The 25466-nt window shown below is 66.3% G+C and carries 22 protein-coding genes; 7 read left to right on the forward strand and 15 right to left on the reverse strand.

Features of this window, described 5'->3' with window-relative positions:
• On the reverse strand, nt 1-694 hold a 694-nt coding region (locus HTS88_RS15725), incomplete at its 3' end, for a DsbA family oxidoreductase (protein ID WP_174179969.1).
• 222 nt (nt 695-916) lie between these two features.
• Here HTS88_RS15725 and HTS88_RS15730 point away from each other — a divergent pair.
• Together HTS88_RS15730 and HTS88_RS15735 are read left to right on the forward strand one after the other, a co-directional pair.
• Complete coding sequence (locus HTS88_RS15730) at nt 917-1981, forward strand: glycosyltransferase family 4 protein (RefSeq protein WP_174179971.1); 1065 nt, start codon at nt 917-919, stop codon at nt 1979-1981.
• 59 nt (nt 1982-2040) lie between these two features.
• Nucleotides 2041-4179 (forward strand): amylo-alpha-1,6-glucosidase, encoded by a 2139-nt coding sequence (locus HTS88_RS15735; protein WP_174179973.1) that lies wholly within the window; start codon nt 2041-2043, stop codon nt 4177-4179.
• A gap of 39 nt (nt 4180-4218) precedes the next feature.
• On the opposite strand, the gene HTS88_RS15740 is transcribed toward HTS88_RS15735, so the two are convergent.
• The 5 genes from HTS88_RS15740 to HTS88_RS15760 are packed head-to-tail and all read right to left on the reverse strand — an operon-like array spanning nt 4219 to nt 8865.
• On the reverse strand, nt 4219-4749 hold the full coding sequence (locus HTS88_RS15740) for a GNAT family N-acetyltransferase (RefSeq protein WP_174179975.1): 531 nt from the start codon (nt 4747-4749) through the stop codon (nt 4219-4221).
• Nucleotides 4750-4783: 34 nt separating this feature from the next.
• Complete coding sequence (locus HTS88_RS15745; protein ID WP_174179977.1) at nt 4784-5779, reverse strand: sugar phosphate isomerase/epimerase family protein; 996 nt, start codon at nt 5777-5779, stop codon at nt 4784-4786.
• A 1-nt stretch (nt 5780) separates the two neighbouring features.
• Nucleotides 5781-6989 carry a Gfo/Idh/MocA family protein gene (locus HTS88_RS15750; protein WP_246256366.1) on the reverse strand — a complete coding sequence of 403 codons (1209 nt, stop codon included), beginning with the start codon at nt 6987-6989 and terminating at the stop codon, nt 5781-5783.
• The gene (locus HTS88_RS15755) at nt 6986-8116 is read right to left on the reverse strand and encodes a Gfo/Idh/MocA family protein (RefSeq protein WP_174179979.1); all 1131 of its coding nucleotides are present in this window, start codon (nt 8114-8116) and stop codon (nt 6986-6988) included. Before HTS88_RS15755 ends, HTS88_RS15750 begins: the two co-directional genes overlap by 4 nt.
• Nucleotides 8113-8865 (reverse strand): sugar phosphate isomerase/epimerase family protein, encoded by a 753-nt coding sequence (locus HTS88_RS15760; RefSeq protein WP_174179981.1) that lies wholly within the window; start codon nt 8863-8865, stop codon nt 8113-8115. Before HTS88_RS15760 ends, HTS88_RS15755 begins: the two co-directional genes overlap by 4 nt.
• Before the next feature lie 133 nt (nt 8866-8998).
• On the opposite strand from HTS88_RS15760, the gene HTS88_RS15765 reads away from it, so the two are divergent.
• Nucleotides 8999-10216 carry an ROK family transcriptional regulator gene (locus HTS88_RS15765; protein ID WP_174179983.1) on the forward strand — a complete coding sequence of 406 codons (1218 nt, stop codon included), beginning with the start codon at nt 8999-9001 and terminating at the stop codon, nt 10214-10216.
• Between the two features lie 7 nt (nt 10217-10223).
• Here the strand turns inward: HTS88_RS15765 and HTS88_RS15770 are convergent, their stop codons facing one another.
• On the reverse strand, nt 10224-11183 hold the full coding sequence (locus HTS88_RS15770; RefSeq protein ID WP_174179985.1) for a D-2-hydroxyacid dehydrogenase family protein: 960 nt from the start codon (nt 11181-11183) through the stop codon (nt 10224-10226).
• A 143-nt stretch (nt 11184-11326) separates the two neighbouring features.
• On the opposite strand from HTS88_RS15770, the gene HTS88_RS15775 reads away from it, so the two are divergent.
• A complete protein-coding gene (locus HTS88_RS15775; protein WP_174179987.1) occupies nt 11327-12520 on the forward strand; it encodes an MFS transporter in 1194 nt (397 codons plus the stop codon).
• 229 nt (nt 12521-12749) lie between these two features.
• Here the strand turns inward: HTS88_RS15775 and aceB are convergent, their stop codons facing one another.
• Together aceB and aceA are read right to left on the reverse strand one after the other, a co-directional pair.
• Nucleotides 12750-14402: a malate synthase A gene (gene aceB, locus HTS88_RS15780; protein ID WP_174179989.1), complete on the reverse strand. Its 1653-nt coding sequence runs from the start codon at nt 14400-14402 to the stop codon at nt 12750-12752.
• A 92-nt stretch (nt 14403-14494) separates the two neighbouring features.
• Complete coding sequence (gene aceA, locus HTS88_RS15785) at nt 14495-15811, reverse strand: isocitrate lyase (RefSeq protein ID WP_174179991.1); 1317 nt, start codon at nt 15809-15811, stop codon at nt 14495-14497.
• Nucleotides 15812-15958: 147 nt separating this feature from the next.
• Between aceA and HTS88_RS15790 the strand changes: the two genes are divergently transcribed.
• Nucleotides 15959-17473 carry an XRE family transcriptional regulator gene (locus tag HTS88_RS15790; protein WP_174179993.1) on the forward strand — a complete coding sequence of 505 codons (1515 nt, stop codon included), beginning with the start codon at nt 15959-15961 and terminating at the stop codon, nt 17471-17473.
• Here the strand turns inward: HTS88_RS15790 and HTS88_RS15795 are convergent.
• Nucleotides 17470-17889 (reverse strand): BTB/POZ domain-containing protein, encoded by a 420-nt coding sequence (locus HTS88_RS15795; RefSeq protein WP_174179995.1) that lies wholly within the window; start codon nt 17887-17889, stop codon nt 17470-17472. The genes HTS88_RS15790 and HTS88_RS15795 overlap by 4 nt on opposite strands.
• A gap of 431 nt (nt 17890-18320) precedes the next feature.
• Here HTS88_RS15795 and HTS88_RS15800 point away from each other — a divergent pair, with 431 nt between their 5' ends.
• A complete protein-coding gene (locus HTS88_RS15800; RefSeq protein WP_174180070.1) occupies nt 18321-19598 on the forward strand; it encodes a serpin family protein in 1278 nt (425 codons plus the stop codon).
• 181 nt (nt 19599-19779) lie between these two features.
• On the opposite strand, the gene HTS88_RS15805 is transcribed toward HTS88_RS15800, so the two are convergent.
• The 3 genes from HTS88_RS15805 to HTS88_RS15815 form a co-directional block, all read right to left on the reverse strand.
• The gene (locus HTS88_RS15805) at nt 19780-20652 is read right to left on the reverse strand and encodes a hydroxymethylpyrimidine/phosphomethylpyrimidine kinase (RefSeq protein WP_174179997.1); all 873 of its coding nucleotides are present in this window, start codon (nt 20650-20652) and stop codon (nt 19780-19782) included.
• Between the two features lie 120 nt (nt 20653-20772).
• Nucleotides 20773-21687, reverse strand: a complete 915-nt coding sequence (locus tag HTS88_RS15810; protein ID WP_174179999.1) for a TIGR01777 family oxidoreductase — start codon at nt 21685-21687, stop codon at nt 20773-20775.
• A 28-nt stretch (nt 21688-21715) separates the two neighbouring features.
• Nucleotides 21716-22372, reverse strand: coding sequence for a TetR/AcrR family transcriptional regulator (locus HTS88_RS15815; RefSeq protein ID WP_174180000.1), 657 nt, complete (start codon nt 22370-22372; stop codon nt 21716-21718).
• A gap of 184 nt (nt 22373-22556) precedes the next feature.
• Between HTS88_RS15815 and HTS88_RS15820 the strand changes: the two genes are divergently transcribed.
• Nucleotides 22557-23300, forward strand: coding sequence for a queuosine precursor transporter (locus HTS88_RS15820; protein ID WP_174180002.1), 744 nt, complete (start codon nt 22557-22559; stop codon nt 23298-23300).
• Here the strand turns inward: HTS88_RS15820 and HTS88_RS15825 are convergent.
• Both HTS88_RS15825 and tgt read right to left on the reverse strand, forming a co-directional pair.
• Nucleotides 23297-24052: a dienelactone hydrolase family protein gene (locus tag HTS88_RS15825; protein ID WP_174180004.1), complete on the reverse strand. Its 756-nt coding sequence runs from the start codon at nt 24050-24052 to the stop codon at nt 23297-23299. The two genes, HTS88_RS15820 and HTS88_RS15825, sit on opposite strands and share 4 nt — an antisense overlap.
• A 47-nt stretch (nt 24053-24099) precedes the next feature.
• On the reverse strand, nt 24100-25452 hold the full coding sequence (gene tgt, locus HTS88_RS15830) for a tRNA guanosine(34) transglycosylase Tgt (protein WP_374724857.1): 1353 nt from the start codon (nt 25450-25452) through the stop codon (nt 24100-24102).
• Nucleotides 25453-25466: the final 14 nt, after the last annotated feature.

Genomic DNA, 25466 nt, shown 5'->3' on the forward strand with positions numbered 1-25466 from the left:
CGGGGCAGCCGTCCGGCCCGCACGCCCCGCCCTCCGCGGAATTGACCAGTACCAGCGGGTTGGCGTCCTGCCATGCCTGGTCCAAGGCTGCAGAGAACGTCTCGGTCGGCTGGGCCCCGGAGAGGCCAAACTTCCGGTCAATGACGAAGAACGGCACGCCGCTGATGCCCAGGGACCGGCCCTCTTCGACGTCAAAGCGGACGTCATCCGCGTACTTGTCGGTGGTGAACAGCTCGTCCACCTCGGCCCGGCCGATGCCCAGTTCCATCGCCAGGGACGTCAGGTATTCGCGGCTGCCGATGTCCTTGCCATGCTCGAAGTGGTCACTGAGCAGGCGCTCCTTGGCGGCGTCCTGCCTGCCGTGCGCGGCAGCGAGATGGATCAGGCGGTGTGCGGTGAAGCTGTTGGCCACGACCACGGAATCGAAGCGGTAGTTCAGCCCCTCACCGCTGGCCTCCCGGGCCACATGGTCGAACATCTGTGAAACCTGCTCCCGCGGCATGCCCTTGCGGGTGCTGAGGTAGTCCAGTTCGGTTCCGTCGTAGTGCTCAGGAAGGGCGGGGTCCAGCTGATAGCTACGCCAGGTCACCTCCACCGCATCCCGGTGCGGAAACGCCGCCAGGGCGGCTTCAAAGCGGCGCTTGCCGATGAAGCACCACGGGCACGCGACGTCGGACCAGATCTCAATCTTCATACCTGGGACAACCCGGTGGCGCGCGGCGTCATTCCGGCGGCCGTTGTTAGGTACCCCACAGTAGGGCTTGTGCTGCGGCCCTGTTAGGGCGATAGTCGGAGCAAGGTTAAGCAAACGCCCTCGGAGAGCTGTTCCGAATCGCCATGCGGACCGTCGAACGGATCCGATGGAAATGCCAGGACACCTGGGGATCCCGGCCTGTCAAAATCCTGGAGGCCAGGAATGCGGATAGGACTTGTTGCGGGACCGTGGATCCCGATTCCACCTGTGACCTACGGGGGCATTGAACGGGTAGTGGACAACCTGGCCCGGGGGTTCGTGGCAGCAGGCCATGAGGTTTTGCTGGCAGCGCCCTCGGACAGCACCTGCCCTGTCCCGCTCGTGGCGGGCATGCAGGACTCGGCACCGCATGAACTGGGTTCCACCACCTCGGAACTCAGCCACGTCGTCAGGGCTTACAAAAGCCTTGGGAGCGTGGACATCATCCATGACCACACAATGGCGGGGCCCCTTTACGTGCATTCTCCCCAGGGGACGCCAGTGGTGACCACTATCCACGGCCCACTCAATGCGCATGCTGTGGACATCTACGGGGCCATCGCGCGCCGCCGGGCCGCCATCATCGCAATCTCCCGGGACCAGGCCTCGCATGCCCCCGAGGTGCCGATCACCCGCGTCATCCATCACGGCATGGACGTTTCCTCGGTGCCGGTGGGTGCCGGCGATGGCGGCTACTTGTGCTTTGTAGGGCGGTCCTGCCCGGACAAAGGGCTGCTGGAAGCCATCGTGATCGCCCGCGAGGCCGGTATGCCGCTGCGGATCGCCGTGAAGATGCGCGAACCCGCTGAACTCCGGTACTTCCACGAGGTCATTGAGCCGCTGCTTGGGCCAAACGAGGATTTCGTGGGGGAGGTGGATGACGCGACCAAGTACCGGCTGATGGGCGGGGCGCTGGCCTTCCTGAACCCCATCCAGTGGTCTGAGCCGTTCGGGCTGGTGATGATCGAGGCGCTGGCCACCGGCACGCCGGTCATCGGGACAAAGATTGGTTCTGCCCCGGAGATTGTCGACCACGGACGTACGGGCTTTCTCGGCAAAACCGGGGACCTGGCCCGTTTCGCCGGGGCTGCTGCCGGGCTGGACAGGGCTGCCTGCCGCAGGGTTGTGGCGGAGCGCTTCAGCGTGGAGCGCATGGTGGGCCAGCACCTCCGGCTGTTCACGGAACTGATCGAAAGCAGAATGCCTGGAGGGGTTCCGGATACCGCACACGTGCACCAGAATCTTTAAGGGGCCGGCGGTCCTCGCAGCCCCGGCAGCGTCCACTCCCTGAAGGAAGGAGTCCTTCCATGACCGCGTGGAACGAAGACACCGAGGCAGGTGCGGCCGAGTCCGGTTCCGTGACAGTGCTGGAGGGGTCCTCATTCTGCATCTCGTCCGGGACCGGGGACATCAGTGCCGACGGCGGCACGAACGGTGTTTTCTTCCAGGACACCCGCATCATTTCCCACTGGGTGCTGCGGGTCAACGGCGTGCTGCGGGAGCCGCTCTCGGCCCAGCGGCCAAAGCCTTTCGAGGCCACGTTCGTTGGCCGTGCGAAGTGGCCGGACGGCCGGTTCGACAGCCCCCTGGTGGTCCGGCAGGTCCGCCACATCGGGCCGGGCTTGCAGGATGACATCACGCTGGAGAACTACTCGGCGGAGCCCGTTGAATGTGACATTGAGCTTCTTGTGGCCGCTGACCAGGCTGATCTCTTCGACGTCAAGGGCGGACGGATTCCCGGTACACACGAAACCACCCGGTCTGTCCGGGACGGCCAGCTGGTCATCGAAAGCGTCCGTGACGGGCAGCAGCGGGGAACGGCGGTGCGTGCCCGGGGAGCCGATGTCAGCCTGGATGGTCTTCGGTTCCGGGCAACGGTCCCTGCCCGCGGCAAATGGTCCACCAGCATCATTGTGGTACCCCTGATCAACGGCCAGGGGCCCGCCGAAGCCTTTACCGAGACCGGGCTTCCGCATCATCGGGAAGGCGTCCGGCGGCACCACCGCTGGGAGCAGAACGTTCCCGTGATTACCGTGGCGGACGCCAACCTGCAGGCTGTTCTCAACCGCAGCCAAAGCGACCTGGGTTCACTCCGGATTTTTGACCCCCATCACCCCGAACGGGCAGCCGTGGCGGCGGGTGCGCCATGGTTCATGGCTCTGTTCGGACGGGACTCCATCCTGTCCTCCTATATGAGCCTTATGGTTGATCCACAACTGGCTGCCGGAACGCTGCAGACCCTGGCAGGCCTCCAGGGGACGAAAGTTGACAAGGACTCGGAGGAAGAGCCCGGGCGCATCCCGCATGAAGTGCGGCTTGGCGTCACCGCGGGCCTGGCTGTCGGCGGAACCGCCTATTACGGCACCGCCGACGCCACGCCGCTGTTCGCTGCCCTCGTTGGCGAACTCAGCAGGTGGGGGCTGTCAAAGGACGTCGTGGAACCTCTGCTGCCCCACGTGGACCGCGCACTGGAGTGGATCGAGCATTACGGTGACCGTGACGGCGACGGGTTTGTGGAGTACCTCCGTCCCAATGACCATGGACTCATCAACCAAGGGTGGAAGGACTCCTGGGACGGCATCAACTTCGCGGACGGAACCATGGCAGAGGCGCCCATCGCCCTCTGCGAAGTCCAGGCATACGTCTACAGCGCCTACGTGGGCCGGTCCCTGCTGGCCCGCTGGACCGGCGACCACGCCCTGGAACAGCACTGGGAGGGCCGCGCGGAGCAGTTGAAGGCTGCTTTCAACGAAAAGTTCTGGCTGCCGGACAAGGGCTATTTCGCTGTTGCGCTGGACAAGGACAAGCGGCCCGTGGATGCCTGTACGTCAAACATGGGGCACTGCCTGTGGATGGGCATCGTGGACGAGGACAAGGCGCCGTCCGTCGTGGAGCACCTGATGTCGCCCCAGATGTTTACCGGCTGGGGTATCCGCACCCTGGCCTCCGACATGGGCGCGTACAACCCGGTCAGCTACCACAACGGTTCCGTCTGGCCCCACGATTCGGCCCTGGTTGCCACCGGGCTGATGCGCTACGGGTTCGTTGAGGAAGCCCGGCGGCTCGCCACCGGCATCATTGACGCCGCTGAGCACTTCGACGGCAGGCTGCCCGAACTTTTTTGCGGGTTTGACCGCGGCGAATTCCCCGGCCCCGTCCCCTATCCGACGGCATGCTCACCTCAGGCGTGGGCTGCTGCGGCACCGATACAGCTGATCCGCGCCCTGCTCCGGTTCGACCCCGTGTTCACGCGCGGAGTGGTCCACCTGGCGCCGATCCTGCCCGAGGATATGGGCGACTTCCAGGCCGCGAACGTCCTGCTGGACACCTCCCGGGTCACCATCAGGGCCCACGGTACCGGCGGCAGCATCGACGGCCTGCCGCCGGGCCTCAAGCTCATCGCCGAACCGCGCCCGCACTTGGCCTACCCGCCCCGGAACGCCTGAGATCGGGCAGGCGGAGCCGTGGACCGGCCGGGCAGTCCTTCAGGGAACCTCCCGCTCAAGCACGAAGTCGTGTTCAACCGCGCTGCCCAGCCGGAACGACTTGGTACCCACTTTCCGGAACCCGGACTTCTCATAAAACCGGATGGCCCGGGCGTTCTGGCTGTTGACTCCCAGCCAGACGGCCCGGCCGCCGGCTTCCGCCGCCGCCCGGAGGCTGGCGTGCATCAGCTCGGCGGCGGCCCCGAGCCCGTGGTGTTCAGGGTGGACGTAGCACTTGCTCAGCTCCACTGACGGCATGATTCCCAGTGCCGAAACGACGTCCGGGTCTTCGGCCGGCCGGTTCACCAGCAGGCTGTAGCCGCGCAGCCCGCCGCCGTCGATCACCAGGATGGTGGTGTCCGGATCGGCCAGGTAGTCCTGGAAGTGCCGTTCGCTGAGCGTGTTCGCAAGGTGCGCTGCGATGTCATCAGGTGACGCTGACGGCGGGCACGCCAGCGGAAAGGTGACGGCCGCCAGCGCAGCCAGCGCGCCGGCGTCGTCCGCTGTTGCCTTTCGGATGGAAGAGGTCATGCAGGGATTTTACGTCCCTGCCGACTCTTCGCGGTTACTGCTTGAAGGCGGCGTCGAAGGAGGTGTTCGACGCCGGGAAGTCGAACTTTTTGAGGGCGGCGAGGGCTTCGGGGGCGCCATGGAGGCGGTCCATGCCGGCGTCTTCCCACTCGACCGAGATGGGGCCGTCGTAGCCGATCGCGGACAGCGCGCGGAAGGACGCTTCCCAGGGGACGTCGCCGCGTCCGGCGGAGACGAAGTCCCAGCCGCGGCGGGGATCGCCCCAGGGGAGGTGGGAGCCCATGACGGTGTTGCGGCCTGTCTGGCGGACCTTGGTGTCCTTGCAGTCCACGTGGTAGATCCGGTCCTTGAAGTCCCAGATGAAGGAGACCGGGTCGATGCCCTGCCACATCATGTGCGAGGGGTCCCAGTTCAGGCCGAACGCTTCCCGGTGCCCGATCGCTTCGAGGGTCCGGACGGTGGTCCAGTAGTCGTAGGCGATTTCGGAGGGGTGGACCTCGTGGGCGAACCGGACGCCGCATTCGTCGAAGACGTCCAGGATGGGGTTCCAGCGGTCGGCGAAGTCCTGGTAGCCGGCGTCGATGACCTTCTCCGGGACGGGCGGGAACATGGCGACGTACTGCCAGATGGAGGAGCCGGTGAAGCCGACGACGGTGTCCACGCCGAGTGCCTTGGCGAGCCGGGCGGTGTGCTGCATTTCCTCGGCGGCGCGCTGGCGGACGCCCTCGGGGTCGCCGTCACCCCAGACCTTCGGCCCCACGATGGCCTGGTGGCGGAAGTCGATGGGGTCATCGCAGACGGCCTGGCCCTTGAGGTGGTTGGAGATGGCCCAGACCTTGAGGTTGTACTTCTCCAGCAGGGCGAGCTTGGACTCGACGTAGCCGGGCTCGTCCCAGCGCCAGGCGTCCAGGTGGTCTCCGGAGACGGCGATTTCCAGGCCGTCGTAGCCCCAGCCCGAGGCGAGTCTGGCAACTTCCTCGAGCGGCAGGTCGGCCCACTGGCCGGTGAACAGGGTAAACGGGCGGGTCATGTCAGGCTCCTTCGGTGGTACCGGCTGTGCCGGCTGCCGGGGTTGCGGCGGGGGAGAGTTGGACCAGGGTGCTGTTGGACGCGGCGGACTGCTCCACCGCGTCCAGGATGCGCTGGACTTCCAGTCCGTCCTCGAACGACGGCGATGGCGCGGTTCCGGAGCTGACGGCCAGCAGGAAGTCGCGCACCTCGTGCGTGAAGGTGTGCTCCCAGCCGATGATGTGGCCCTGCGGCCACCACGCATCCACGTAGGGGTGCTCCGGCTCGCTGACCAGGATCCTCCGGAAGCCCTGCTCCCGGGCGGGGGCGGTGGCGTCCAGGAACTGGAGTTCGTTGAGGTTTTCCAGGTCGAACCGGAGGGCTCCCTTGTCGCCGAAAACCTCGAGCTGGAGGGAGTTTTTCCGGCCGGTGGCCACCCGGGATGCCTCCACTGAGGCGATCGCTCCGGAGGCGAGGGACAGCGTAGCCCAGGCGGCGTCGTCGACCGTTACGTCCTCCAGCCCGCCTGCCTGACCGCCCGTGCCGGGGCGGCGGTTCACGAAAGTGTGCACACGGCCCGAGACTTCCGTGACCCGGTCATCGAGCAGGAACAGGACCTGGTCGATCGCGTGGGAGGCGATGTCGCCGAGCGCGCCGGAGCCCGCGGTTTCCTTCTTCAGCCGCCAGGACATCGGCGCCTGGTCATCCGCGAGCCAGTCCTGGAGGTAAGCGGCGCGGACGTGCCTGACTGTTCCGATCCTGCCCTCGGCGATGAGCTCTTTGGCCAGGGCGAGGGCCGGGACCCTGCGGTAGTTGAACCCGACCATCGACTGCACGCCCTTGGACCGGGCATGTGCTGCGGCGGCGGTCATGGCTTCAGCCTCGGCCATTGTGTTGGCCAGCGGCTTCTCCAGCAGGACGTGCTTGCCGGCATCCAGGGCGGCGATGGCGATTTCCGCGTGCATCCAGCCGGGTGCGCACACATCGATGATGTGGATGTCGTCCCGGTCCAGGACAGTCCGCCAGTCCGTGGCGGTTTCTGCCCACCCGTACTTGGCGGCGGCCTCCGCAACGGCTGCGGCATCCCGGCCCACCAGGACCTTCTGCTCGAACGCGGGGACGTCGAAGTAGCTGGCCACGTTCCGCCACGCATTGGAGTGCGCCTTGCCCATGAAGGCGTAGCCGATCATGGCCACGCCCAGCGGCGCGGTGGTGCCTGCGTCCGGGCTCATGCGGAGCCTCCGAGGGTCAGGGTTTCCGGCGCCCAGTCTTCGGGGAGGGGAGCCGACGCCGGTGCGGAGCTTGCCACGTCCACGAACGTTCCCGAGTCCATGGACTCCGAGATGGAGACCATCGCATCCAGCACGTGGTACGCCAGCCCGCCGGTGGCCCGGTGCGGGACACCGGCGCGGAGCGAACGCGCCATGTCCAGGACGCCCATGCCGCGGCCGTTGGCAGGCCCCGTGGCCGGGATGGTGGTCCAGTCCTCGTCGCCCGCGCGCCAGAGCCTGACGTCGCCGTCGAAGTTGTTGGGGTCCGGCAGGGACAGGGTGGCCTCCGTCCCGGTGATCTCCACGAAGCCCATCCGCTGGCGGGGGGATTCGAAGGAGAAGACGCTGTGGGAGGATGCTCCGCTCTCGAACTGGGCCATCGCTGAGACGTGGGTGGGGACTTCCACCGTGAATTCCTCGCCGGCCTTGGGGCCGGAACCGATGACGCGGACGTCCTTGGCTTTGGACCCGACGGCGGCCACCTTGCGGATGGAGCCGAATGCCTGGACCAGGGTGGTGAGGTAGTAGGGGCCCATGTCGAACAGGGGGCCCGCCCCGTACTGGAAAAGGAACGCCGGGTTGGGGTGCCAGGACTCCGGTCCGGGCGTCTGGAACGTGGTCATGGCCGTCAGCGGGGTGCCGATGTCGCCGCGCTGGATCAGGCGGAGCGCGGTCTGGAGGCCGGCGCCGAGGAAGGTATCGGGGGCGCAGCCCAGGCGGATGCCTGCGGAGTCGGCCGTCTTGAGGAGCCCCAGACCCGATTCGCGGTCGAGGGAAAAGGGCTTCTCGGTCCAGACGTGCTTGCCGGCGTTGACGGCTGCGGTGGCCACCTCAACGTGCGCTGCCGGGATGGTCAGGTTGACGATGATTTCGACGTCGGGATGGTGAAGCGCCTTTTCCACCCCGCCCCACTCGGCGATTCCGTATTCCTTGGCGCGGGCTTCGGCCGCCTCCTCGAAGAGGTCGGCAATGACGTGGACCTTCAGGTCAGGGAACGTGGTGAGGTTGTCCAGGTACTGCTTGCTGATGTTGCCCGCGCCGATGACGCCGACGCCAACCGGGCCCTTGGCCGTGGAGGGGGTGCTCATGCCTGGGCTCCTTCGGTGCTTGCGGCGGCCTTGAGGAAGGCAAGGCTCTCCGCGATGCCCTCTAAGATGTCCCCGTCGTAGTCATCGAATTCCACCACGCCCACCTCCAGGGAAGTGGCGGCGGCGATGACGTCGAGGACCGGAACCCGGCCCTTGCCTGCAGGCTGCTGCGCCTTGGTGTCCGTCGTGAGTGGCCCGTCCTTGATGTGGATCAGCTTTACCCGGTCGCCGAGCCTGGTGAGGATGTCCACGGGGTCCTGCCCGCCGACAGCCACCCAGTAGGTGTCCACTTCAAGGACCAGTTCCGGATCGAGCAGGCCGGCGAAGTATTCCAGGGCGGTCCTGCCCTCAATGGTGGACTCCAGTTCCCATTGGTGGTTGTGGTAACCCACCCGGATGCCGTATTCGGCACCCTTCCTGGCGGCCTCGTTCAGGGCCGCTGCCGTGGCCTGGATGTCCTCAGCCGCCTGCCAGCGGTCGGCGGGGATGAACGGGTCGATCACCGTGGTGATGCCCAGGTCCCGGGCTGCCGCGAAGATCTGGTCCTGGTCTTGGCTGAGCAGCGGTGCGTGGCCGGACGGTGCCGTCAGTCCGTTCTCTTTCAGGGCCGCCCCCAGTTCCTTTGCGGTGGCCACGAAGTTGTAGGGCTCCACCTGGGTAAAGCCGATGTCCGCGACCCTGCGGATGGTCCCTGCCAGGTCCTCCTGGATGGCGTCGCGCAGGGTGTATAGCTGAATTGAGTAGGACAAGGTGTCTCCTGGTTGCTTGGCCGTACCGGCAAGTGTGATGCAGGTCTACCTGCAAAGCTAGGAGTACTTTTGCCGAACGTCAAGCAAAAGCTGCTGCCGTGACATAATTAAGTAGATCTGCTATCCATGTCCTATGAACAAGACGACCGGTCGGCAGGTTTCCGCCGAGGCCCAGGCGTTGCCGGGGCGCGCCGGCGACATCTTCCAGCTGCTGCGGGATGGCAGGGCCCGCACCCGCGCTGAGCTGGCCGGCATTACAGGCCTGGCCAGGTCCACCGTGGCCACCCGGATCGATGCCCTGATCTCTTCCGGACTTGTTGGCCCGGCAGGTGAGGCAACCTCCAGCGGCGGCAGGCCGCCGTCGCGCTTTGCCTTCAACCCGGCCGCCCGCGTGGTGCTGGCGGTGGACGTCGGAGCCACGCATGTGGCGCTGGCCGTCACGGACCTGGGCGGATCGGTGCTCGCTGAACGGCGGGTGGACCAGCAGGTGGCGGACGGGCCGGAGAAGGTCCTGGGGCTGGTGGTCCGCGAGGCGGCGAAACTTCTGGCGTCGGCATCCCGCGGCGTGGCGGACCTGGCGGGTGTGGGGATCGGGCTGCCCGGACCCGTGGAGCATGACACCGGCCGCCCCGTCAAGCCGCCCATCATGCCCGGCTGGGACGGGTTCGATGTGGTCCGGTTTGTCCAGCGCTCGCTGCCGGTCCCCGTGCTGGTGGACAACGACGTCAACATCATGGCGCTGGGTGAGCGAACCGCCCACTGGCCGGACCAGGACAATTTCATCTTCGTGAAGGTGGCCACCGGCATCGGCGCGGGGATCATCAGCAGCGGCCAGCTGCAGCGCGGTGCCAACGGCACGGCCGGCGACCTTGGACATGTCCGCGTCCCCCGGGGGGACCACGTCCTGTGCCGGTGCGGCAACCATGGCTGCCTCGAAGCCCTCGCGTCAGGACCCGCCATTGCCGCTGGCCTTCGCAGCGAGGGGCTGGAAGCGGCGACGGGGGCGGACGTGGTCAGCCTGGTGGCCCACGGGAACCAGCAGGCTGTCCAGGCACTCCGCCAGGCAGGCCGGGACGTGGGCGATGTGCTCGCCACTGTGGTGAACCTCCTGAACCCGTCGGTCATCGTCATCGGCGGGAGCATCGGGGAATCGGGCGAGCACCTGGTGGCCGGCGTCCGGGAGGTTGTCTACCGGCGCTCGCTGCCCCTTGCCACGTCGCAGCTCCGGATCGGGCTGTCCCATGCAGGGGACAAGGCCGCGATCCTCGGCGCCAGCCAGCTGGTGACCCAGCATGTCCTTTCCCCGGCGGTTATCGAGGCAACCCTCGCGGGGAACGCCATGGCGGGCTGAAGACCGGCTACGGCGTGATGGTCCGGACGGGGGCGCCGGCCAGCCAGGCGGTGACATCCTCGAATGCCCCGCCGTAGAACTGGCGGTAGCTTTCCCGCGTGACGTAGCCGAGGTGCGGCGAGAGCACCGTGTTGGGTGCGGTGAGGAGCGGATGCCCGGCCTGCAGCGGTTCCTGGTCGAACACGTCCAGGGCCGCCCCCCGGATCCAGCCCTCGCTGAGGGCCCTGAGCAGTGCGTCCTGGTTGACCAGCGGGCCCCGGGCGGTGTTGACCAGGATGCCTTCGGGTCCCAGCAGGCGCAGCTCCGGTTCACCCACGATGTTCTCCGAGCGTGCCGAGAGCCGGAGGTGGAGCGTGGCGACGTCGGACTGGCGGAACAGCTCCTCCTTGGACACCAGCCGCGCACCGGCCTCCTCCGCCGCCCCGGCCGTCAGGTTCTGGCTCCAGGCCAGCACCTCCATCCCGAAGGCCTGCCCGTAGGCCGCAATGCGGCGCCCGATCTTGCCAAGTCCCACAACACCAAGGGTTTTTCCTGCCAGCTCGAATCCCACCGAGGTCTGCCAGGTACCGGCGCGCAGGGAGTTCTCCTCGGCTGTCAGGTTCCTGGCGATGGCCAGCAGGAGTGCCCACGTCAGCTCGGGAGCGGCGGTGGGCGAACCCGGAGTTCCGCAGACGGTGATGCCCTGCTCGGCAGCCGCGGCAACATCAACGGAGGCATTCGCCATCCCGGTGGTTACCAGGAGTTGGAGGCCGGGAAGTTTCTCGAGCACTTCGCGCGGAAAGGCGGTCCGCTCGCGCATGGCAACCACAATGGTGGCATCCGCCAGCGCGGCCACCAGGGACTCGGCCGAGGCGAAAGGTTCACGGTAGGTAACAACGCTGACCCCCTCCGCTTCCAGGGCTGCCCAGTCGGCAAAACCATGGGCTACATCCTGGTAGTCATCAAGGATGGCGAGGCGGTGCTGCATGGCGGTGTCCTTCGTCCCGGATCTCTCTGGCGTGAAGTTCATCGTAAGGCAGCAGGTCCTGCGGGGACGCCTGGAACCGCTGAACCGCCGGGCGTGATAGCAATGGGAGTGATGAAACCACCCCCAGACCGGTTCCTGGCCCTGTGAGCGGCCGGATCCTCGCCCGGGTTCCCTCCAGTTGGATCCTGCTGGCCTGCATCGGCCTGCTGGCGCTTAATCTTCGGGGACCGTTCATAGCCGTTGCCCCGGTGGTGGACCTGATGCAGGCCGAGCTCAACTTCTCGCCGGTGATGTTGGGGCTGCTGACCAGTATCCCGGTTCTTTGCTTCTCCCTGGCCGCGCCCCTGGCATCCCTGGCCTCCAGGAAGTTCGGTGCCGAGTTCGCAGTGACGCTGACCATCCTTGGAGTGCTGGCCGGCGTCCTGGTCCGTTCCTCTGGGGGACCGGTCCTGGTGATGGCCGGTACGGTCGTGATCGGCCTGGCCATTACGGTGGGCAACATCGCGGTGCCCCTGATTATCCGCCGCGACTTTGCCCCCGCCCGGCAGGGGACCGCGATGGGCATCTACACGGCAGCCCTGAACATCGGCTCGTTCCTGACGTCGGTGGCCACGGCACCGCTGGCCGGCGTGGCGGGGTGGAGGTTCGCGCTGGGATCGGTGGCGGTCCTGGCGGTGGCAGCGGTGGCGTTCTGGATTCTCGCCGTGGGTCCGCGAAACGCATTCCTGGTCTCGCCCGAAAGCACAGCGACCAGCAGCCTGGCGCCGGTCCGGGGCTCGCGCTGGATCACTGCGGGGCTGACGGCGGGCTTCGCCGGGCAGGCGTTTTCCTATTACGGGGTGACGGCCTGGCTGCCCAGTTACCTCAACGACGAGCTGGGAATGTCCGCAACCGAGGCCGGCGCGGCTTCCTCCATCTTCCAGATCCTCGCCATCGTGGGCGGTCTTGGAGTGCCGTTTGCCGCTAAATACATGAGCATGACGTCCGTGACGGTCACCTTGGGTGTCCTGTGGATCACCGTGCCCGCCGGTCTGCTGCTGGCACCCGGAGCATGGTGGCTGTGGTCCACTGCCGGCGGTATCGCCCAGGGCGGCGGCATCACCGTCATCTTCATCGCCATCATCCGGCTGGCAAGGGACCAGGCATCGGCGGGACGCATGTCCGCTGTGGTGCAGGGCGCCGGCTACGCAATCGGAGCCGCCGCCCCGCCGCTGGTGGGCTTCATCCACGACGCCTCCGGCTCCTGGACCCCGGCCCTGCTGGTGATCCTGGCGTCCGTGCTGACGTTCTTTGCCAGCACTGCCCTCTCCGTGCGGCGGGTGCCAAAGGGCCGCTGAGCCAGGCGCCGCCGTCGTACGTCCTTCCCCCCTTAAGGGACGCTCTCTCACTTAATGCCGCTTAACGACGATCGCTCTCTCACTTTCCTGGGGCAAGTGAGAGAGCGATCGGGGATTTCCTGCATCAAGTGAGAGAGCGTCCGGGGGGTGTTCCGTCGCCGGGCCAGCCCTCCGGATTTCGGAGGGGCCTGTTGCGGAGGGCGTGCCGGCCCGGCGAACGGAATTCTGGTTATGCGGCGGCGAGTTCCTCGACCGTGGCCTTCTCGCGGGCCTCTGTCAGGTACCGCGCGTAGGCGGGCAGGGTGAGGAAGGACGGGAAGTCCCGGGCCATGGTGACCTCCTCGAAGATGTCGCGGGCGTCCTCGAAGCGGTCGCCGTCGAAGCGTTCCAGCCGCGCGAATTCCTCGTCCAGGAGTTCCTCGATCCAGTGGTGGGTGACGATTTCCCCGCGGTCCGTGATGGCGCTGGCGAACATCCACTGCCAGAGCTGCGAGCGGGAGATTTCCGCGGTGGCGGCGTCCTCCATGAGGTTGTGGATGGCCACCGCGCCGTTGCCGCGGAGCCAGGATTCGATGTAGCGGATGCCCACTTCGATGTTGTTCCGGATGCCCTGTTCGGTGATGGTGCCGGTGGTGGCGGCAACGTTGATGAGGGCCCGGTCGTCGGGGACCACGTCCTCGCGGGTGCGGTCCAGCTGGTTGGGCTTGCTGCCCAGGATGCTGTCGAACACCTCGCGGCAAACGGGCACCAGGTCAGGGTGGGCCACCCAGGAGCCGTCGAAGCCGTCGTTGGCCTCGCGGGTCTTGTCCGCACGGACCTTTTCGAGGGCGTTGGTGTTGGCGGCTTCGTCCTTGCGGTTGGGGACAGCTGCGGCCATGCCGCCGATGGCCATGGCGCCGCGCTTGTGGCAGGCACGGACCAGCTGTTCGGTGTAGGCCCGCATGAAGGGCTGGGTCATGGTCACCTGGCTGCGGTCCGGCAGGACGAAGCGCGGGCCGCGGGTGCGGAAGTTCTTGATGAGGGAGAAGATGTAGTCCCAGCGGCCGGCGTTGAGTCCGGCGGCGTGGTCCCGCAGTTCGTAGAGGATCTCCTCCATTTCGAAGGCCGCGGTGATGGTTTCGATCAGCACGGTGGCGCGGATGGTGCCCTGCGGAATGCCGAGCAGGTCCTGGGCCAGGATGAAGATGTCGTTCCACAGGCGGGCTTCGAGGTGGTTCTCGATTTTCGGCAGGTAGAAGTACGGGCCTTTGCCCTGGGCCAGGAGGCGGCGGGCGTTGTGGAAGAAGAACAGGCCGAAGTCCACGATGCCGCCGGCGATGGGTTCGCCGTCGATCAGCATGTGCTTCTCGGGTAGGTGCCAGCCGCGGGGGCGGACCACGATGGTGGGGAGGTCGCCGGCGGGGCGGAGCTTGTATTCCTTGCCCTCGGGGGAGGTGAAGTCGATGCGCCGCTCCAGGGCATCGGTGAGGTTCAGCTGGCCCTTGATGACATTCCGCCAGGTAGGGGTGGAGGAGTCCTCCATGTCCGCGAGCCACACCTTGGCCCCGGAATTCAGGGCGTTGATGGTCATCTTCTTGTCCACCGGACCGGTGATTTCCACGCGGCGGTCCTCCAGCCCCGGGGCCGGGGGAGCGACGCGCCAGGACGGGTCGTTGCGGATTTCCTCGGTCTCGCGGAGGAACCGCGGGTCCTGCCCGGCAGCGATCTCCGCCCGCCGCGTCCGGCGTGCCTGCAGCAGCTCCTGCCGCCGGGCCGCCGTCGTCCTGTGCAGCTTGGCAATGAAAGCCAAGGCATCCGGTGTCAGCACTTCGTCCTGCCGGCAAATCGGCTGGGCAGTCATGGTGATTCCATTGATCGTGAAACTGTCAGTAAAGCTGTTCATCTCGGTCTCCTGGTGCATGGCCCATCTGGGTAGCAGTAGGTGTCGTTTTGAGCCCTCAAAACGACACCTACTGCTACTTACTTGGGAAAGATTTAGTGGAACTGGCCCTCTTCGGTCGATCCGACCAGTGCGAGGGTGGATGCGTTCGGGTTGAGCGCAGTGGCGATGTCGTCGAAGTAGCCGGTGCCGACTTCGCGCTGGTGCTTGGTTGCGGTGTAGCCGCGGGATTCGGAGGCGAATTCCTTCTCCTGGAGCTCGACGTAGGCGCTCATGCCTTCCCGGGCGTAGCCGTGGGCGAGATCGAACATCGAGTAGTTCAGGGCGTGGAAACCGGCCAGGGTGATGAACTGGAACGTGAAGCCCATGGCGCCGAGTTCACGCTGGAACTTGGCGATGGTGGCGTCGTCCAGGTGCTTGCGCCAGTTGAACGACGGCGAGCAGTTGTAGGAGAGCATCTGGTCCGGGAACTCGGCCTTGACGGCCTCGGCGAACTTGCGGGCAAGTTCGAGGTCCGGGGTGCCCGTTTCCATCCAGATGAGGTCGGAGTACGGGGCGTAGGCCTTGGCGCGGGCGATGCAGGGTTCGATGCCGTTGCGGACCTTGTAGAAGCCTTCGGCGGTGCGCTCGCCGGTGATGAATTCCTGGTCGCGCTCGTCGACGTCGGAGGTGATCAGGGTGGCTGCCTCGGCGTCGGTGCGGGCGATGACCACGGACGGGGTGCCGGCGACGTCGGCTGCGAGGCGGGCCGCGTTCAGGGTGCGGACGTGCTGCTGGGTGGGGATCAGCACCTTGCCGCCGAGGTGGCCGCACTTCTTCTCGGACGCGAGCTGGTCCTCCCAGTGAACGCCTGAGGCGCCGGCCTGGATCATGGACTTCATCAGTTCGTAGGCGTTGAGCGGCCCGCCAAAGCCTGCCTCGGCGTCAGCAACGATCGGGACCATCCAGTCCTCGACGGTCTGGATGCCTTCGGAGAACTCGATCTGGTCCGCCCGGAGGAGGGCGTTGTTGATGCGGCGGACCACCGTGGGAACCGAGTTGGCCGGGTAGAGCGACTGGTCCGGGTAGGTGTGGCCGGAGTTATTGGCGTCGGCTGCGACCTGCCAGCCCGAGAGGTAGATGGCGCGGAGGCCGGCTTTTACCTGCTGCACGGCCTGGTTGCCGGTGAGGGCGCCGAGGGCGTTGGTGTAGCCGCCGGTCTTGTGCTCTTCGGTGAGCTGCTTCCACAGCTTCTCCGAGCCGCGGCGGGCCAGGGTGTGCTCTTCGGAGACGCGGCCGCGGAGGCGGACGACATCGGAAGCCTTGTAGTCCCGGGTCACACCTTCCCAGCGCGGGTTGGCGGCCCACTCGAGCTCCAGGGCGGCGGCCTGCTCTGCGGGCGTCTGCTGGGTGGGCTCAAATGCTGCAGTCATCGTTGATCTCCTTGATTGAGCTCCGGAATCGGTAGGCGGGAACTGCGCCTTTGCAGTTCCCGCCGGCTTCCGGTGCGGTGTTTCTTTCCGTGATCACTACTTTTCAGCACTTTCAAGCACCTTTCTAGAGAAAAAGTATGGAAAGAAATGCACTTCTTCACGTATCCTTCAGAAATGACGCCTGGAAGCTGGAACAGAGAAGTCACGCCGCAAGCACCCTCCGCCGCGTCCGCCGGCCTGGACGTCATCAGCCTCGGCCGGCGGGTCAGGCATCTGCGCAAGCAGGCTGGACTGACCCTCGATGACCTCAGCGCCGCCGTCGGCACGGCGCCCAGCCAACTGAGCCTGATCGAGAACGGAAGGCGGGAACCCAAGCTGGGGCTGCTCCAGCACCTGGCCTCCGCGCTCAACGTCAGCATCGACCAGCTTCTTGGTGCCGAGCCGCCCAGCCGCCGAGCTGCCCTGGAGATCGAGCTGGAACGCTACCAGCGCAGCCCGCTGTACGAGACGCTGAACCTGCCCAAAATCCGCATCAGTTCGCGGCTTCCGCTGGATGTGCTGGAGGCCCAGGTGGGCCTGCTGCATGAGCTGGAACGCAAGATGAACGAGCAGGTGGCCACCCCAGAGGAAGCCCGCCGGGCGAATGGCGAACTGCGGGCGATGATGCGTGAACGCGGCAACTATTTCCCGGAGTACGAGGCCGAGGCGCAGAAGGTCCTTAAGGCCGTGGGCTACGCCGCCGGTCCGCTCAGTCAGCACGTCATCGCGGACATCGCCGAGAATCTTGGATTCACGCTCCACCACGTGGGTGACCTGCCGCATTCAACGCGGTCCGTGACCGACCTGAAGAACCGCAGAATTTACCTCACCCAGAACCAGCGGACGGACCATGACCCCCGGTCGGTGCTGTTGCAGGCGCTGGGCCACTACGTCCTGGGCCATGAAACCCCGAAGAATTACGGCGACTTCCTGGCCCAGCGCGTGGCAACAAACTATTTTGCCGCCGCACTCCTGCTCCCCGAGCAGGCCACCATGGAATTCCTGCACAAGGCCAAGGCCGCCAAGGAGATCGCGGTGGAAGACATCCGCGATGCTTTTGCCGTGTCCTACGAAACGGCCGCCCACCGGTTTACCAACTTGGCCACCCAGCACCTGGGCATCACCACGCACTTCCAGAAGACCCACCAGAGCGGGATCATCTACAAGGCCTACGAGAACGACGGCGTGGCGTTCCCCCAGGACCACACCGGCGCCATCGAGGGCCAGCCGTCATGCAAGGCGTGGACGTCCCGGGCAGTGTTCGACGTCCCGGACAAATTCAGTGCCTACAGCCAGTACACCGACACGCCCTCGGGGACTTACTGGTGCACCGCCCGCACCGAACGCTCCGCCACCGGGGAGTTTTCGCTGAGCATCGGGGTCCCGTACCAGCACGTGAAATGGTTCCGGGGGCGGGAGACGACGGCAAGGGCCAAGTCCACCTGCCCGGATCCAAACTGCTGCAAGCGACCGCCAGCCGAGCTTGCGTCGCACTGGGCCGGTAATGCATGGCCTTCCGCGCGTGCCCATTCGCACCTGCTGGCCGCAATGCCGCCCGGGGCCTTCCCCGGTGTGGACGAGACCGAGGTGTACAGCTTCCTTCAGGCGCACTCGGGGAGCTAGCCAGCGGGGGCAGTCGTGGCGACGTTAGCCGTCTCCGCGCCGCCGGGTGCCGAGCGCATGTCCAGGCAGATGATGTCCGTCAGGATGCCGCTTACTGCCCGGTACGATTCCGGCTTGCCGGACCACCGGCCGGAATCGTGGAGAAAGCGCAGGAACGTCGTCAGCGAATAGGTGGCCACGATGCCTTCATAGACGGTATGGATGATGAGGGACGCCAATCTTGCTGCGACCTCGGCCGGGTCGAGGGCAGTGATGGAACGCTTTTCACCAGACTCAGGGTAGAAGCGGAAGAAGAGCTTCAGGCTCGCCAGCACCTCTTCCACGTCTGTGCTGAAGGGGCGCTGGACGTACCAGCAGATGAAGGCCGGGGCCAGGGTTTCCAACTCCCGGACGTTGCCCGATGAAGGGGTGGCCACTTGCGGCGCGGAGGCTTTGAACGGGTCACCTGGTTGGTTCCGCACATGATTCGTTCGTGCCGCCTGCCGTCCCTGCTTTCGTGCCACCTTGATCCTCATCTCGCTTGCTGTTTCCGATTAGCTCAAACGTAGGGAGGCAGCATCCCGCACCGCCAGAACATAAAAGCTGTATGTGGAAAGCCCGGAAGCCGGGCCCTGCGGGCGACCTTGTGATAGGGCGTACCGGGTTTTCTTGCGTTAAGTGAGAGACCGTCCGGCGGGCCTCCGGCGCGCGCGAGACCAAATCGAGTGCAAAGCGTGATCCTGCCGGCATGGTCCTCCGCCGCCGTCGCTGTTTCACTGGGAGGAGGCGGAGGATTCCCGCCCGCGGCGTGCCGGGGGAGGCAACAGAGGTGTTTCGTTTTCAGCGGATGATTGCGTTGGGTGCTGTGATGGGACTGGCAGGCTGTGGGGCGCCAGCCCCGCCGCCGGCGCTCCCGGAGCTTCTCACGGCCGACGGCGTCGAGCGGGTATCGGTGGACCGTGCGGACTACGCCGCTGAACTGCGCTCCTTCCGGGCGTCCGCGTTCTTCCTCGGCGAAGCATTGCTGGCCGACGGCGGCGACGGCTCAAACGGGAATGTGGTGTCCTCGCCCGGGAGCCTCCTGATTGCCCTCGCCATGCTCCGTGCAGGTGCCACCGGTAAGACCGCGGCCGAGATGGACAGCATCCTGCAATTTCCTGCTGAGAACAGGGATGAAACCATGAACTCGGTCCTTCGGTCGCTCGAAGAGTTTGACGGTGACCCTGGCGCGGTGGATGAGGACAACCCGCCGCGGAAGCCGGTCATGCACCCGGCCAACGGGCTGTTCGTCGACAAGGACGTGCCTGCCGGACAGCCCTTCCTGGACACCCTGGCTCGGCACTATGGAACCGGCGTGTATCCCGTGGATTTCAGCGATGAGGGTGCAACCAAGCCTGCCATCGATGCCTGGGTGAACAGGAACACCGGCGGCAGGATCAAGGAAGCCCCGGCGGAGTACAGCCCAAAGAACACTTTCAGCCTGCTCAACTCGTTGTACTTCGCCTCTGCCTGGAGCACACCGTTCGATCCGAACGCCACCTCTGACCTGCCCTTCACCACAGCCGCGGGGGAGGAAATCGACGTGCCGGCCATGCACAACGAACTCACGATGAAATATGCGGAAGGCACCGGCTGGCAGGGTGTGGATCTTCCCTATGCCGACGGTTTCGTCATGCGGCTGGTCCTGCCCGACGGGAACACCGCTCCCGACGGCACGGCCGCTTCCCGTGACACTCCCGCCCCTGCGGCCTTCGACGCGGAGAAACTGACGGAAATCGCGGACACGTTCGATACTGCCCGGCCCGAATCAGTCCAGATCCAGCTGCCCCGCTGGGACCACAGGTCCAGTTTTGATCTCCGCAAGGTCTTCGAGGCGCTGGGACTGGAGAACATGCTCGGCACCACGGAAGACTTCAACAACATCCAGCCGCAGATGATGATTACCCAGGCCGCCCAGGCTGCCAACATCACGGTGGCCGAAAAGGGCACCATTGCCGCCGCTGTGACCCAGATCAACGGAGAGGCCACCAGCGCTCCACCAGAGCCCGAGCGGACCATCGAGTTCGACCGGCCGTTCCACTACCAGATCGTTCACGGCGAAACCGGGCTGCCGCTGTTCATGGGAACTGTGGCCGACCCCAGGTGAACGTCGTGGGATCGGTCCGCCGCCGTCCCCCTCCCAGACGACGCTCCATCAGCTAATGCAGGAAAAGCCGGAACCCTCTCGCGCGCAGTGCAAGAGGGTTCCGGAAAAACGCGCATTAAGTGAGAGAGCGTCCGGAAAAACGCGCATTAAGTGAGAGAGCGTCCGGGGTTGGGCGGCGAAACTAGCGGGCGCCGCCCTGCCACAGTGCATCAAACGGGGCGCCGGAGGCCACGCGGTTCCGGATCCCCGCGGTGACAAACTCCTTGGCGGTGCGGGCAGCGTCAAGAGGCGACGCGCCCTTGGCGAGTTCGGCAGTCACTGCGGCCGCCAGCGAGCAGCCGGCGCCGGAAACGGCCACCTCGCCCACCTTGGGCGCGCTCAGCACTTCCAGGGTTTCACCGTCGTAGAAGACGTCGACGGCGTCCGGGCCTTCCAGCCGTACACCACCCTTTGCGAGCACAGCTGCACCGCTGAGTTCGTGGATGCGGATAGCGGCAGCCTTGAGGGACTCGACGTCGGTGATTTCCAGGCCGGACAGCGACTCGGCTTCAAAGTGGTTGGGCGTGACAAAGGTGGCCAGCGGCAGGATCTGCGCCTTGAGGGCCTGGTCCGTATCAAGGGCATGCCCCGGCTCCTGGCCCTTGCAGATCAGGACCGGGTCGAGGACAACGTTCCCAAACCGGTTTCCGCCCAGGGCATCGGCCACGGTGGCGATGGTGGCGGGGCTTCCCAGCATCCCGATCTTGACGGTGTCCAGCACCGGCCGGCCGGGCACGGACTGCCCGTCCGGGGCCGGACCGTACGCCGCCGTGGTCGCCTCCAGCTGGTCCGCGATAACCTGCTGGTCCACCGGGACAAAGCGGTGGTTCCAGTCGTCGTTCGGGTTGAACGAGACGATGCAGGTCAGGTTGGCGATGCCAAAGACGCCGAGCTCCTGGAACGTCTTCAGGTCGGCCTGGGCGCCGGCGCCGCCAGTGGCTTCGGAACCGGCGATGGTCAGGACGACGGCGGGAGTGTCAGCGGGGGACTGGGCGTCAAGGGAAGCGGAAGTCATGGCACCATCCTGCCATCCGGCGTCGAACGCCCGCTTTGTGGTGCTGTACAGCATGTGGCCGTGCTGCTGGTCAGGGTTCCAAGGCCGCGGCGGGGCCGAAAGTCACCCTGCGCGTCCGGCTCATGCGCCCCTGGCGATCTGCTGAAGCGCTCGGCCCAGTTCGGGCTGGCTGTAGACGAAGCCCGCGTCCAGCAGCTTCTCCGGCTGGACCCAGCGGCTCTTCAGGACCAGTTCCGCCTCCGTCCGGATCAGGATGGCTCCCAGCCGCAGCAGCCAGGCCGGAGTGGGGATGCCGAACCTGGCTCGATAGGCCCGGCGGACCATGCGCATCAGCTCGCGGTTGTCCACCACATCCGGAGACGCAACATTCACGGGGCCGCTGAGGTCCTTCCGGGCATGCACGAAGCGCACGCACCGGTAAAGGTCCTCCACATGGATCCAGCTGAACTTCTGCGTGCCGGGGCCCATCCGGCCGCCCAGGCCCAGCCGGGCAAGGGTGGCGAAGGGCCGCAGTGCTCCTCCTCCGGGGCCCAGGACGATCGAGATCCGCAACGGGATCTTACGCGTCCCCGGGGTAACGGCGGCTGCAAGTTCGGCTTCCCACGCGCGGGCAACGTCCACTGAAAATCCCGTGCCCGGTTCGCCGTCACGTTCGGTTTGCGGGCCATCCATGGCATGGCGGTAGATGGTGCCGGTGCTCGCATTGAGCCAGGTCGACGGCGGCTGCCGGCACAGTGCGACGGCACGGCCTAGTGCCGCTGTAGTGGAAACGCGGGACTTCCGTATGGCGGCCTTGTTCCGGGCGCTGTAGCGGCAGGAGACGGAGCGTCCCGCGAGGTTCACGAGGAGCTCCGCACCGTCCAGCACCCGGGCCAGGCGGGCGTCGCCGTCATCCCACGTGGCCGACGGCGACCCCTTGGCGCCTTTGCGGCCAATGGTGCGCACCGACCAGCCGTCCTTCTCGAACCGGGCCCGGAAATACCTGCCGATGAATCCGGAAGCTCCGGCCAGTACCACCGTTCTTGTGCCGCTCATGGTCCCCCCAACTGTGTTGTTTCGATCGTCAGCCACGGATGCTGCGGCTCAGGCTCAGGAAGTCGTCCAGGATCCTGCCCATACCGGGAACCCGGGCCAACGAGAGTCCCCGTGTGATCAGCGGGACGGCGCCGTCCACCAGGCGCCTGGTCCGCTGCTGCCCATCGGAGGTGTCGTAGACCCAGAAGAGGGTGACGGCCATGTAGAAAAGCCACAGCAGTTCCGGAAGATCGGACCTGAGCTTTTTCGGTGCCGGCGGTTTCGCGGCCTCAACCGCTGTGCGGAAGATGTCCAGCGAGGCTTCGCGCGCTGCGGTTGATCCGGCGGCGAAGGGATTGACCGGGGACGTCGGGCGGATGGCGGTGGCTATGAAGTCGCCGCCAAACCGGTGGTAGGGGGCCATGGCGTCTAGGCCCGTGTGAAGGGTGGCCCTAAGCCGGCTGGTGAGGTCGGCAGCGTCCTTGAGCGCTTCGGCCGCCCTGGCCGCGTGCTCAGCCTGTACCTGCAGATACAGCTCCTGCACCAGATCGTCCTTGGACGCGAAGTAGTAGTAGGCGTTGCCCACCGAGACGCCCGCCTCGGCTGCGATGGCCCGCATGGTGGTCTTGGCGAAGCCGATTTCCCGGAACATGCGCAGTGCGACGCCGGCCACCAGCTGTCGCGTCTGCTCGCTCTTTACGGTCATGGGCTTTCCTCGAAATTGAACGTGTTCAAGAAAACTACCACAGATTTGAACGCGTTCAGATTGGGCCCATCACGCCGCCGCACGGCATTCTCCCGCACAGTGGGAGAATGGGGGAACAGTGCTAATACAGCCGGTGTTCCCGCTCCCCGGGCGCCGAGCGAACCACTACGAACGGACCTCCGCCATGACCCCAGCTTCAGGCCACCACACCATGCCCCAAAACCCTCCAGTTCCGGACCGCCCACGGTTCGCCTCGATCGGGTCCCCGTACTTCGGCATCATGCTGGCCATCATGGCGGTGGTGCTGATCCTGTCCAACATCGGGGCGTCCAAGGGAGTGGCCATCGGGCCGATCATCACCGACGGCGGCTTCTTCCTCTTCCCGCTGGCGTACATCCTTGGCGACGTCATCAGCGAGGTCTACGGCTTCAGGGTGGCACGCAAAGCCATCCTCACCACCTTCGGGCTGTCCGTCTTCGCATCACTCTGCTACTGGGCGATCATCGCCCTGCCCGGATTCGACGACGAGTTCGGAATGTCCAAGCAGGCAGCACTGGAGGGCGCGCTCGGTCCCGTCCCGCAGATCGTGCTGGCGTCGCTGCTGGCGTTCCTGGCCGGGCAGACCATCAACTCCTGGATCATGGTGCGGATGAAGGCACGCTCCGGCGAGAAGTCCCTGTGGGCCCGCATCATGGGCTCCTCGGTGGCCGGCGAGTTCGTGGACACGCTGATCTTCTGCAGCATCGCCGCCTCGGTCATCGGAATAACCGACGCCGCGACCTTTGTGAACTACGTGGTGGTTGGCTTTGTGTACAAGACCCTGGTGGAGTTCATCCTGGTCCCCGTAACGTCGCTGGTGATCCGCTGGGTGAAGAAGCGCGAACCGAGCTACGGTGCCCCGGCGGCAGCGGTGACGAACGCAGCTTAGGCGCCGCCCTTGAGCGTCCCGTCGAGCAGGGCCCGCAGTTCCCGGAAGTGCCGTTCCGTGGCCTTCGCGTGGAAGGCAGAGGTGTCGGCCATCGAGTAGCCATGCGATGCGCCCTTGTAGACCTCGTTGGATGACGCAAGGCCGGCCGCGTCGAGGGCCTTACCCAGCCGGGCCACGGCGTCGGGGCCCATGCTCTGGTCGTGGTCGGCGTGGCCGAACACGAACCGTGCCGTTGCCCTGTCCAGCCCCAGATGCGGGCTGTCCGGCTCGTCTGTGGCAAGACCGCCGCCATGGAATCCGCCACAGGCTGCCACCACGTCCGGGTGGGCCGTGGCGGTGCGCACCGCCAGCCTGGCTCCCATGCAGTAGCCGAACGTGCCGATGGGACCCGGCGCAACGCCGTCGAGCGTTCCAAGGGCCGCCACCCAGGCGTCAATGTCCGGCAGCGCCTTGTCCGTGGTGAGGCGCCCCACCCGGGGAAAGGCCGCCTTGCCGGCCGCCTGCCTGCCCTCCGGCGTGGTCATGTCACCGCGCGGTGCCAGCTCCGCGGCCGTCCCTTCGCGGTAGAAGACGTTCGGTGCCAGGACCACATAGCCCCAGTCGGCGACGCGCTGGGCCATGTCCTCTATGCGCGGGCGCAGGCCAAAGGCGTCCATGTACAGGATGACGCCGGGAAACGGGCCGCTGCCCGTGGACGGGCGGGCCACCAGGGCTTCGGCAGTGCCGTCGGCGGCGGGGATCTGGATCAGCATCGGGTCAGGATACCGGAACAGCTGGCGACGGCGGCCTTCCGGGCAGGTCAGGAGTAGTACTGCCCCAGGGTCTCCGCCTTGAAATCGAAGAAGGTCCCGTCCTCGATGGCGAGGCGGGCGTCGTCCACCATCTTCACCACGAACCGTTCGTTGTGGATGGAGATCAGCGTGGCGGAGAGCATCTCCTTTGCCTTGAAGAGGTGGTGGATGTAGGCCCGCGAGTAGTTGGTGCAGGCGTAGCAGTCGCACCCGTCCTGGAGCGGGCCGAAGTCGCGCTTGTACTTGGCGCCGGAGAGGTTGAAGCGTCCCTGCGGGGTGTAGAAGGCGGAATTGCGGGCCACCCGGGTGGGGGAGACGCAGTCGAAGGTGTCGGCGCCGTTCTCGATAGCCGTGAAGATGTCGTCCGGTTCCGAGATGCCCAGCAGGTGGCGCGGCTTGTCCTCGGGCAGTTCCTCGTTGCACCACCGGACAATGGTGCCCAGGTTCTCCTTCTCCAGTGCCCCGCCGATGCCGAACCCGTCGAACGGCATGGCGCCGAGGTCCCGGCACGCCTTGCGCCGCAGGTCCTCGTACTGCGCACCCTGGATCACGCCGAACAGGGCCTGGTACGGCTTGCCCGCCCGGGACGAGGTCAGCCGGAAGTGCTCCTCGATGCAGCGCAACGCCCACAGGCGGGTGCGTTCGAGGGATTCCTCCTGGTACCTGCGGGAGTTCTGCAGGGTGGTCAGCTCATCGAAGGCGAACATGATGTCCGCGCCGATCTGGTGCTGCACCTGCATGGAGATTTCGGGGGAGAACCGGTGCCTGTCGCCGTTGAGGTGGCTCTTGAACCACACGCCGTCGTCGTCAATGTGGGCCAGGCGTTCCTTTCCGGGGGCGACGGCGTCATCCGGCCCGGACGCATCCACGGCTTTCATGTCGATGACCTTCTTGAACCCCGAGCCCAGGCTCATCACCTGGAATCCACCAGAGTCCGTGAACGTGGGCCCGGACCAGTTCATGAATGCGCCAAGGCCGCCCGCCTCGTCGAGAATGTCCGCGCCGGGCTGCAGGTACAGGTGGTAGGCGTTGGCCAGCACGGCCTGCGCGCCCAGGTCCGCCACGGCTTCGGGCAGCACCGCCTTGACGGTGGCTTTGGTTCCGACGGCGATGAACGCGGGCGTCTGGATTTCACCGTGCGGCGTGGAGATGGTCCCGGTCCGTCCCAGGAACCGGCCGCCGTTGGAAGCCACCTGGGCAGCGGTCGGCGGGCAGTTCTCGCTGAGCCGGGTGCCCACCCGGAAGGAGAATTCCGACTGCCGGTCCGCCGCGGCGCCGGCCGCAGTCCACGGCGCCGTTCCAGTAAGGGCCGTTTCAGCCGCGGCGGCAGGGAAAGGAGCTGGGGCAGGGTTGGCTGGCACCGTACCAGTGTGCC

This window comes from Pseudarthrobacter oxydans, from assembly GCF_013314975.1.
In the GTDB taxonomy this organism is placed as follows: Bacteria; Actinomycetota; Actinomycetes; order Actinomycetales; family Micrococcaceae; genus Arthrobacter; species Arthrobacter oxydans.